This window comes from Piscicoccus intestinalis NBRC 104926, assembly GCF_001515525.1.
In the GTDB taxonomy this organism is placed as follows: Bacteria; Actinomycetota; Actinomycetes; order Actinomycetales; family Dermatophilaceae; genus Kineosphaera; species Kineosphaera intestinalis.
Genome location: NZ_BCNQ01000162.1, coordinates 1 through 9,784, shown reverse-complemented (window position 1 = coordinate 9,784; position 9,784 = coordinate 1). Strand labels below are relative to the sequence as shown.

The 9,784-nt window shown below is 74.8% G+C and carries 10 protein-coding genes and 1 pseudogene; 7 read left to right on the top strand and 4 right to left on the bottom strand.

Annotated elements, in window-relative coordinates:
• Positions 1-62: 62 nt before the first annotated feature.
• The 3 genes and pseudogenes from PINTE_RS24590 to PINTE_RS18395 all read right to left on the bottom strand — a co-directional run bounded on the left by PINTE_RS24590 (position 63) and on the right by PINTE_RS18395 (position 1,967).
• Positions 63-392: an amidase family protein gene (locus PINTE_RS24590; RefSeq protein WP_245643050.1), complete on the bottom strand. Its 330-nt coding sequence runs from the start codon at positions 390-392 to the stop codon at positions 63-65.
• Positions 393-532: 140 nt separating this feature from the next.
• A pseudogene (locus PINTE_RS24585) lies at positions 533-802 on the bottom strand (amidase family protein); the annotation flags it as partial.
• Positions 803-863: 61 nt separating this feature from the next.
• Positions 864-1,967: a D-2-hydroxyacid dehydrogenase gene (locus tag PINTE_RS18395; protein WP_068433656.1), complete on the bottom strand. Its 1,104-nt coding sequence runs from the start codon at positions 1,965-1,967 to the stop codon at positions 864-866.
• Between the two features lie 183 nt (positions 1,968-2,150).
• On the opposite strand from PINTE_RS18395, the gene PINTE_RS18390 reads away from it, so the two are divergent.
• The 6 genes from PINTE_RS18390 (at position 2,151) to PINTE_RS18370 (ending at position 7,368) form a co-directional block, all read left to right on the top strand.
• Positions 2,151-3,191 (top strand): M24 family metallopeptidase, encoded by a 1,041-nt coding sequence (locus tag PINTE_RS18390; RefSeq protein WP_281178977.1) that lies wholly within the window; start codon positions 2,151-2,153, stop codon positions 3,189-3,191.
• The gene (locus PINTE_RS24835) at positions 3,170-3,430 is read left to right on the top strand and encodes a hypothetical protein (RefSeq protein WP_281178976.1); all 261 of its coding nucleotides are present in this window, start codon (positions 3,170-3,172) and stop codon (positions 3,428-3,430) included. Before PINTE_RS18390 ends, PINTE_RS24835 begins: the two co-directional genes overlap by 22 nt.
• 81 nt (positions 3,431-3,511) lie before the next feature.
• On the top strand, positions 3,512-4,768 hold the full coding sequence (locus PINTE_RS18385; RefSeq protein ID WP_068433654.1) for an aminotransferase-like domain-containing protein: 1,257 nt from the start codon (positions 3,512-3,514) through the stop codon (positions 4,766-4,768).
• Positions 4,765-6,063, top strand: coding sequence for a M20 family metallopeptidase (locus PINTE_RS18380; RefSeq protein WP_084343788.1), 1,299 nt, complete (start codon positions 4,765-4,767; stop codon positions 6,061-6,063). The genes PINTE_RS18385 and PINTE_RS18380 overlap by 4 nt, the downstream gene beginning before the upstream one ends.
• Before the next feature lie 56 nt (positions 6,064-6,119).
• A complete protein-coding gene (locus PINTE_RS18375) occupies positions 6,120-6,794 on the top strand; it encodes a GntR family transcriptional regulator (protein WP_245643049.1) in 675 nt (224 codons plus the stop codon).
• 88 nt (positions 6,795-6,882) lie between these two features.
• Positions 6,883-7,368: a SixA phosphatase family protein gene (locus PINTE_RS18370; protein WP_068433646.1), complete on the top strand. Its 486-nt coding sequence runs from the start codon at positions 6,883-6,885 to the stop codon at positions 7,366-7,368.
• 36 nt (positions 7,369-7,404) lie between these two features.
• On the opposite strand, the gene PINTE_RS18365 is transcribed toward PINTE_RS18370, so the two are convergent.
• A complete protein-coding gene (locus PINTE_RS18365) occupies positions 7,405-8,889 on the bottom strand; it encodes a lipopolysaccharide biosynthesis protein (protein WP_068433645.1) in 1,485 nt (494 codons plus the stop codon).
• A gap of 229 nt (positions 8,890-9,118) precedes the next feature.
• Between PINTE_RS18365 and PINTE_RS18360 the strand changes: the two genes are divergently transcribed.
• Positions 9,119-9,784 (top strand): glycosyltransferase family 4 protein (locus PINTE_RS18360; RefSeq protein ID WP_157087357.1); only part of this gene is annotated, 666 nt, incomplete at its 3' end.

The following is a 9,784-nucleotide window of genomic DNA, read 5'->3' as shown; positions in this document are numbered from 1 at the left end:
CCGGCGCCGACCGCCCCGGGCACCGACGCCGGCGCCGACGACACCGGCGACCGCTGACCGGCTCAGCGCAGCAGCGTCGGCGTGCGGGTGTGCCAGTCGGTGGCCGCCTCGTACGCGGCGCCGGCCCGCAACACGATCGAGTCGGCGTGCCGGGGCCCGACGATCTGCAGACCGATCGGACGGTCGTCGTCGGTGAGCCCGCACGGCAGCGACAGCGCGGGCTGCTGAGTCATGTTGAAGGGGTAGGTGTAGGGAGTCCACGAGGTCCACAGGTCGCTGGGCCAGCCCACGGGGGCGTCGCGGCCGGCCTCGAAGGCCGGGACCGGCATCGTCGGGGTGAGCAGCAGGTCGTAGCGGCGGTGGAAGTCACCCATTGTCGCGCCCAGCGCCATCCGCTCCGCGGTCGCGGCGAGGTAGTCGGCGGCGGAATCACCCGAGTGGGTGCGGATCTCGCGCGCCAGCAGCGGGTCGACTCGCGGAGCCGGGCCACGACCGGGGCGTCGTCAGGCCACGGGCCGGCCGCGTCGACGAGCGTCGAGCCGCGCAGGGTGGGCTGCCCGCGGGTGAGCAGGATGTCCTTGATCGAGGTCGGGATGCCGTCGGCGGGCCCGAGCGGCTCCCCGGCCCGCCAGCGTTCGCGCGACGCGTGCGCCTGCGCAAGCGCCCCCGGCGCGTCGACGAGCACGAAAGCATTGACCCGCGGGTCGTGCGCCTCGATCGCCGCCAGCGCCGCGCGGGTGGCGTCGACGGGGTCGATCGTGCCGTCGGCGTAGCCGGCGCGCAGCTGCGTGGCCGAGCGCATCGACAGCGTCGACAGTTCGGAGTCGGTCACGAATCTCCTTCCGTCGCTTTCGGTTTGCGCGCTAGTTGGTACCGATCGGCACGTAGCCGAGGTGCTTGTCGACGACGTTGCGCAGGGGGCGGTGCTCCAGCCAGCGCTCGGCGTTGTCGACGAACTGACGGGCCAGGGTGTCGCGCCAGCCGACGACGTCACCGGACATGTGCGGGGTGATGACGACGCCGGGCGCGGTCCACAGCGGGGAGTCCGGCGGCAGCGGCTCGGTGTCGACGACGTCGAGGCTGGCGCCGTCGAGACGGCCCGTCTCCAGCGCGGCGAGCAGGTCGGCCTCGACGACCGTCGGGCCGCGGCCGATGTTGATCAGGTGCGCGCCCGGCTTGATGGCCGCGAAGACGGCCGCGTCGATGAGGCCGCGAGTGGCGCTCGTCAGCGGCGCGGCGTTGATGAGGTAGTCGACCTCGGCGACGTGTTGCGCCAGCTGGGCGGAGTCGGTGATCGTCGCGAAGTCGGCGTCCGGCACCTCGGCGGCGCCGTCGGGCCCGTCGGTCTCGCCGCCGCGGTCGGTTCCGTCAGACCTGGCGGGCCCGTCAGACCCGGCGGCCCCGTCGGGCGGGGCGTCGAGATACCCGGGGCGGGCCCGGCTCCCGGCTCCGTGCACCTCGACGCCGAGCGCGCGCAGCAGCCGGGCGATCTCGCGGCCGATGGCGCCGGTGCCGACGACGAGCGCGCGGGTGCCGACGACCGCGCGGGGTTCGCGGTGACGCCAGGTCCGCTCGCGCTGCAGGGCGGCGCTCTCGTGGGTGCGCTTGGCGTGGGCCAGCACGCTCATCGCGACGAACTCGGCGATCGGCCGGTCGAAGGTGCCGCGGGCGTTCGTGACGACGACGCGCGAGCTGCGCAGGTCGTCGAAGAGCAGCGTGTCGACGCCGGCCGCGGCCACGTGCACCCAGCGCAGCCGGTCGCAGTGCGGCCAGGCGTCGGCGAGGGCGGAGGAGAAGAAATCCCACAGCAGCAGCGCGTCGGCGCCGCGCACCGCCTCCGCCAGCCCGGCGGCGTCGGTGAACCGCCAGTGCACGCGGCCGTCCAGCGGTTCCAGGTGCGGCGGACGGCCGCCGTCATCGCCGACGAGCACCGCGATGACCGGCGGATGGTCGGTGGGGCTGATCATCCGGCCACGCTAGCGAACCGGATCGACTGATTGTCAACAATCCGTGTCAGAGGGCACGATGCGTGCATGGACGGCGACGGGCGGGCTCGCGAGCAGGGTCGCGGGCAGGCTCGGCGCGGATCTCGAGGAGGAACTGGACATGCCTGTGCTCACGGCGAATCGGGTGCCGACGCGGAGCGTCTCGTGACCGGCGGCGGCACCGCCGGGCCTCTCGTGACCGGCGGCGGCAACGCCGGGCGTTCCGGCGGCGACACCCGGCAGGGCAGCACGCTGCCCAAGCCGTTCACCGCGGCCGAGCACGAGCAACGGGTGCGGGCGGTGCAACGCGCGATGGCGCGGCACTCGTTCGCGGCGCTCGTCGTCGTCGATCCGGCGAACTTGTACTACCTCACCGGGTACAACGCGTGGTCGTTCTACATGCCGCAGTGCCTGATCGTGCCGGCCGACGGCGACCCCCATCTGTTCGGGCGCGCGATGGACATGCACGGCGCGCACTACACCGCGCACCTGCCGCAGGAGCGGGTGCACAGCTATCCCGAGGAGCTCGTGCACCGGCCCGACGTACACCCGTTCGAGTGGATGACCGCCCGGGCCCGCGAGGTCGGCGTGCTGCCCAGCGCAACCGGCGCAACCGGCTCGAACGGCTCGAACGGCTCGAACGGCTCGAACGGCACAGAGCGCGCGCTCGTCGCGGCGGAGACCGACGCGCACTTCTTCTCCCCGCGCGGCTATCTCGCGCTGACGGCCGGGCTGCCGCACGCGCGGGTCGTCGACTCCGGCGAGCTCGTCAACTGGGTGCGGCTGGTGAAGTCGCCGGCGGAGCAGGACATGCTGCGCGCAGCCGGCCGAGTGGCCGACTCCGTGATGACCGCGGCGCTGACGCACATCGCCCCGGGCCGGCGCCAGTGCGACGTCGTCGCGCAGATCCAGGCGGCCCAGGCGCACGGAGCCGGCGACATCGGCGGCGACTACCCCGCGATCGTGCCGATGCTGCCGACCGGGCCGCGGGCCGGCACCCCGCACCTGACGTGGAGCCAGGAGACGTTCGTGCGCGGCGAGGCCACCGCCCTCGAACTCGCCGGGGCCCACGAGCGCTACCACGCCCCGATCGCGCGCACGGTCAGCCTCGGACGGCCCGCCGCCCAGCTGGCGCGCTGCGCCCCGGCGCCCCGGCCCGCGACAGCCACGCGGCGTTCACCGCCGTGCTCGCGCGCCACGGCATGAGCAAGGAGTCGCGCATCGGCTACTCCATCGGCATCGGCTACCCGCCCGACTGGGGCGAGCACACCGTGAGCCTGCGCGCGGCCGAGGAGACGGTGCTGGCCCCCGGCATGGCCTTCCACGTGATCCTCGGCATGTGGAGCGACGACTGGGGCTACGAGCTGTCGGAGCCGGTGCTCGTCACCGACTCCGGGGCCGAGCGCCTCACGCACCAACCGCAGGAGCTGATCGTCATCGACTGACCGCACGCCCGAGCCCGATCGGCGCGCCGGACCTCCGGCCCCGACCGACCGCCGGCCCGCGAGGCCGGCCGAAAGGACCACATGAGCACCCGCCCGAGCACCCTGCCGAGCACCCCGACGAGCCTGCCCCTGGCCACCCGCGCCGACTACCTCGTCGGCTCCGTCATCGACTCCAGCACCTCGCTGCTCGCCGCGCAGACCCACGACATCGTGCGCTTCGCGATGGGCAGCCCGGCGCCGGACTCCATTCCCGCGCAAGCCCTTTCGCAGCTGGCGCCGGAGGCGATGGGCGCCGCCGCGCCGGACGCCTTCGACTACGCCGCCACCCAGGGCGATCCCGCGCTCGTCGACGCCCTGGTGTCGCAACTGGATGGCACAAGCGACGCGACGACGGCCGACCGCGTGACGATCACCTCCGGCGGCATGCAGGGGCTCGACCTCACGTGCAAGCTGTTCGTCGACCCCGGCGACCTCGTCGCCGTCGAATCCCCCACGTACACCAACGGATCGGCGACCGCCCTGTCGTACCAGGCGGAGCTGCTCGAGGTGCCGGTCGACGCCGACGGCATGGACGTCGACGCCCTCGTCGCGCTCAGCGACCACGCCGGGCGCCGCCCCAAGCTCATCTACACGGTGCCGACGTTCCAGAACCCGTCCGGGGTGACGATGAGCACGCCGCGGCGCCGCCGGCTGCTCGAGCTCGCCCGCGAGTGGGGGTCCGTCGTGCTCGACGACGACCCCTACGGCGCGCTCGCGTTCGACGGCGAGCGCCCTACGACCCTGCACGAACTCGCCGACGGCGACCCGCTGGTTGTGTCGGTGCGCACGTTCAGCAAGACGATCGCGCCGGGCCTGCGGGTCGGCTGGATGGACACCGACCCGGCGCTGCAGCCGCTGCTCATCCACGCCAAGCAGGCCATGGACACCTGTACCAACCTGCCGCTACAACGGCTCGTCGCCGCGTTCCTGCGGCACGGCCTGCTCGACGAGCATCTGGCCACCCAGCGCGCCCGCTACGCGCAGCGCAAGGCGGCGATGCAGGGGGCTCTCGCCGAGCACTTCACGGGGCTGGCCCACTGGACCGACCCGGCCGGCGGCTTCTTCCTGTGGCTGACGTTCGAGGAGTCGGTCGACACCCAGCGGCTGTTCGAGGTCGCCCTCGCCGAGGGCGTGGCGTTCATCCCCGGCAACGCGTTCTCGCCCGCCGGCGCCTTTCCGCACGCGCTGCGGCTGTGCTTCGCCTCCAGCAGCCCGGAGCGCATCGCGCAGGGCGTGACGCGTCTGCGCCGGGCGGTCGATGTCATGGCCGGTCGCAGCGCCGCTACGGTGCGGTCATGACCTCTCGCGCCACCGACTCCGGCCCGCTCGACCCGAACTCCGGTGAGCACCGCGAGCACCGCGAAGCCGACGGATCGGACCGGGCGGCCGCCGCCGTGGACCCCGACGAGGTCGTGCGGATCACGCAGCGGCTCGTGCGCTGCGCCGGCACCAACCCGCCCGGCGAGGAGGCGGCGACCGCGGCCGAGATCGCCGCGATCGCCACCGAACTCGGCCTCGAGGTGGAGACCGTCGAGGTGGCCCCGGGGCGCCCGAACGTCGTCGTCACCCTGCCCGCCAGCGGCGCGACCGGCGCGACCGACTCAACAGCCCCCGACGGCCCGGCGCTGCTGCTCGTCGGCCACTCGGACGTCGTGCCGGTCGGGGCGGGCTGGACGCGGGATCCGTTCGGGGGCGAGCTCGCCGACGGTCGGATCTACGGCCGCGGCGCCACCGACATGAAGGGCGGGGTGGCGGCCGCGCTCGCCGCGATGGGCGCGCTGCGGCGCTGCGGCGCGCGCCTGCGCGGGCCGGTCGTGCTGCTCGCCGCGATCGACGAGGAGGAGACGGGGCTGGGCGCCCGGCACTGGATCGAGCACGGGCTGCCGCGGCTGGCCGGGCTCGCGGGCTGCCTCGTGGCCGAGCCGACCGACCTGCAGCCGATCATCGCCGCCCGCGGCGACTCCTACCTGCACGTCGTCGTCGACGGCCAGGCCGCGCACGCGGGCAACCCCGCCGACGGCCGCAACGCGATCCACGGCGCCGCGCTCGTCGTGGCGGCGATGGAGCGCTGGCACGACGACCTGGCCGCCGCGCCGCCGGTGCTCGACGGGCTCGTCGGCCCGGCGACGCTGAGCGTCGGCACGATCCGCGGCGGGGAGTCGACGGCGATGGTGGCGGCCCGCTGCGAGCTCGAGGTCGACCGGCGGCTGCTGCCCGGGGAGGACCCGGAGCAGATGCTCGCCGAGGCCCGTCGCCGCGTCGCCGACCTCGACCTGGCAGACCGCGGCCTGACCAGCCGGGTCGAGCTCGTCATGGCGCTGCCGGGCTTCGCCACCGACGCCGCGGACCCGTTCGTGGCCCGCACCCAGCGCGCGCTCGCCGACGCGGGCGGCCCCGAGCTGCCGCCGGGCGGCTGGAGCGCCGCGTGCGACGGCGGGCACGTCGCCGTCGCCACCGGGGCGCCGGTCGTCGTGCTCGGGCCCGGCTCGGTGACCGGGCAGGCGCACCGGCCCGACGAGTCCGTCGGCGTCGAGGAACTCGCGACCGCGGCCCGCTGCTACGCCCGCCTGGCGTGCGCGGTGCTCGGCGGGTAGTCGTCGGCGCAGGGCACCTGGCGGCGATGGGAATGGGCGACGAAGCGGAGGAGACCGTGGACGGGAGCGTGCTGGGGCCGCTGACGCAGGAGTCGACCCCGAGCCTGGTCGCGCGCCGCGTGCGCGAGGCCATCGCGACCGGTGAGTTCGCGCCCGGGAGCCAGGTCAGCGAGGCGGCGCTCGCGGCCCGGCTCGGGGTGAGCCGGGGGCCGCTGCGCGAGGGCCTGCAGCGGCTCACCGCCGAGGGCCTGCTCATCGGCATCCGCAACCGGGGGCTGTTCGTCATCGAGATGACCCCCGAGAACGTCATCGACATGTACATCGCCCGGGAGGCGGTGGAGCGCGCCGCGGCCGCCTGCGTGCACGCGCGCGGCCCGGCGACCACCGGCCGGGGGTTGCTGCGGGTGTGCGCGCGGATGGCGGAGGCGGACGCCGCGGGCGAGGCGGCCGCGGTCAGCGCCGCCGACATCGCCTTCCACGAGACCCTCGTCGCGGCGGCGGCCAGCCCGCGGCTGACCCGCATGCACGAGATCCTGCTCACCGAGACCCGCATGTGCATCCAGGCGCTGGAGAGCACCTACGCCGACGGCGCCGAGCGCGTCGAGGAGCACACGACGATCGCGCGCTCGTTCGTCGACGCCGACCCCGCGCGCACCGACCGGCTGCTCGTCGACCACATGCGCGACGCGGTGCGGCGCCTCACCGGCTCCCCCGATCGGCGCCGGGACTGAGACGATCCGGGCGAATTCGGGCCCACCGCGCACGCCGAGGCGGGCGCTGCCGCAGGATGGGGCAACGGCTGCGGCGAAAGGAGCCAGCGTGCCCACTCTCATCCTCGTGCGACACGCCAAGTCGGACTGGTCCCACGGCGTCTCCGACCGGCATCGGCCCCTCAAGGGCAAGGGGCTGCGCCAGGCGCCGGACGTCGCGCGCTGGCTCCTCGCCCACGACCTCGTGCCCGACCTCGCGGTGGTCTCCGTGGCCCGCCGCGCCGAGCAGACCTGGGACGTCATCGCGGCGCAGCTGCCGGCCGGGGTGACGACCTCGATCGAACCCGACGTCTACACCTTCGACGGCGCCGACCTCGCCGAGGTCGTGCACGACCTGCCGCCGACCGTGCAGCGGGCCGCCCTCGTCGGGCACAACCCGGCGCTGGAGGAGCTCGTCGAACGGCTCACCGGGCGGCGGGTGACGCTGAAGACCTCCGCGGTGGCCGTCGTCGAGCTGCCGTCGTGGGGTGCCGCCTCCGGGCGCCTGCGCGCCCACGGCAAGGCCGCCGCCGAGGCGGTCGCCCTCGAGCCGTAACCCGGCCCCGGCGGCCCGACCTCGCCCTCGCCCTCGTCAGGCTGCCCGACGTCGCCGCCACCAGAGCGCGGCGGCGAGCAGCGCGAGCGCCCCGACACCAGCCACGGTGAGCACCGCGGGCCACGGGTCCAGCGCGACGGCGACGAGCCGCACGAGCGCGAAGACGAGCACGGCGGCCGCGAGCAGGCCGGGCAGCGCCCAGCCGCGCGGGTACGGGAGCCGGCCGACGACGCGCCGGGCGGCGAGCACGTAGGCGGGAGCGAGCAGCACCGCGACCAGGCTCATCGCGCCGACGATCGCGACGAGCGAGCCGGCCGCGGAGGCCAGCGCGACCCCGGCGAGGGTCAGCGCGCACACGCTCAGGTGCAGCAGCGAGACGATCACCGGACGGCCGCGCAGGTTGACGACGAGCGCGCTCGGCTTGACGACCGCGTCGGCGAGCATGGCGAACGCGAGCACCGCCAGGGCCGGCCCGGCGAACACGAAGTCGGCGCCCATCCACGCCTCCAGCAGGTCGTCGGCGAGTCCGGCGATGACCACGGCCATGCCGGTGCCGACGACGGCCGTGGCGAGGAAGGCGGGGCGGGCGCGGGCGGCCAGCTCGGGCTCCGGGGCGGCGGAGATGTGCGTGATGAAGGGGTTGGCGGTCCACGAGTTGACCATCCGCGCGCTCTGGTAGATGCGCATGAGCGCGCCGTAGGCCGTGGACGCGACGAGGCCGAGCGTGCTGCCGACGATGAACAGCGGCAGCTGGAACGTCATGAGCGCCGCGAGCGAGCCGACGAACAGCACCGAGCTGAGCCGCAGCAGCGGGCCGGTGTAGCGCGCGAACGCCTCCCGCGACCAGACCGGCGCCCCGAACCGCCGCGCCACCGCGACGCCGCACACCAGCGGGGAGACGGCGGCGCCGGCGACCTCGGCGAGCACGACCCCGGGCAGACCGCCTCCGGTGGCCGCGACGGCGACGAACCCGGCGACCCGCACGGCCATGCCCGCGACGGCGGCCTTGCGCTCGATGTCCTGACGGTCCTGGGCCCACAGCACCGCGTTGGTGCCGCGGGCGATGAGGGCGAGCAGCAGCGCGATCGCGCCGGCGACGACGACGAACCGCTCGTCACCGGGAGCCAGCCCGGCGGTGTCGACCGTGCCCAGGTAGAGCGGCACCGCGACGAGGTAGAGCGCGGTGACGAGCAGCGCCAGCCCCACGAAGATCGTCAGCACGACGCTGACGAACGAGCGCAGCTGCGCGTGCGAGGCGCCGCCGCGCGACAGCGCCCCCATCTGGCGCACGATGCCGTCTCCGATGCCGAAGTCGGCCATGACGAGCAGCTGCGTGCCACCGAACGCCAGCACCCACAGCCCGTACGCCGCGGCCCCCGCGAGCGTCACCGCCCACGGGTAGAGCAGCACGAGCCCGACGATGCTCGTCAGCCCGGCGAGGTAGTTCCACGACATGTTGCGCACCAGCCGACGCCGGCGACCCGGGTCGCCGGCGCTCTCCGGTGGTGAACCGCCCGTCATCCGATCTCCGTCTCTGTGCGCACGGCCTGCGAGGGCCGGTCCGGGGCACCGCGGGAGGCCGGTGCTTCCGCGAGCGATGACGGTGGCAGAACACGGCAACGCCGCAGTTCGCGACCCTAAGAGCGGGCTGTGAATTTGCACCGGCTGCCCACGCGTCTCGTACAGTACGAGACGCCGAGGCTCCGAATGGCCCCGAATTCGGTTCGGCCGAGGAGAAGGGAATCACAGCATGAGGGTCGTCTTCATCTCCGCAGCCCGGCAGGTGTGGGGCGCCGAGGTGAGCCTGCTGACCCTCGCCGAGGCACTGACCGACCAGGGTGTGCGCGTGGGGCTCGTGTGTCCCGACGGCGAACTCGCGGAACGGGCCGCAACCGCCGGCATCGAGCAGGTCTACAGCGTGCGGCCCCGATCCGACTCCCCCACCCAGGGGCGCATGCGCGAGAGCACCCGGCTCTGGGGCCGCTACCTGCGGGCCGCCCGCCGCGGCGACGTGCTCGTCATCTTCAGCTACTACCTGTTGGCCCAGGCCCCGGCGATGCGGCCGCTGCTGCGGGCCCGCGGGGTGCGCATCGTGCTCGACCTGCACGACGATCTCGTCAGCCGCAAGGCCCGCTGGGCCGTGCGCGCCGGCAGCCGCGGGGTCGACGCCGTCATCGCCTGCAGCGACTTCACCGCCACGCAGCTGAGCCGGCACCCTCGGGTGTCCTATCTGCACCGGCCCGTCGCCGAATCGCCCCGACCGGTGCCCGCCGACACAGCGCAGTCCCGCACCGCCCAGCCGCGGTTCGCCCGGAGCCGGTCGCACGCCGACTCCGCGACCGAGGCGGGCGCCGTCTCCGACACGGCCTCCTCCCCCGCATCCCGGCGCACCGCCGCGTCCGTGCCGGCCGGCGCC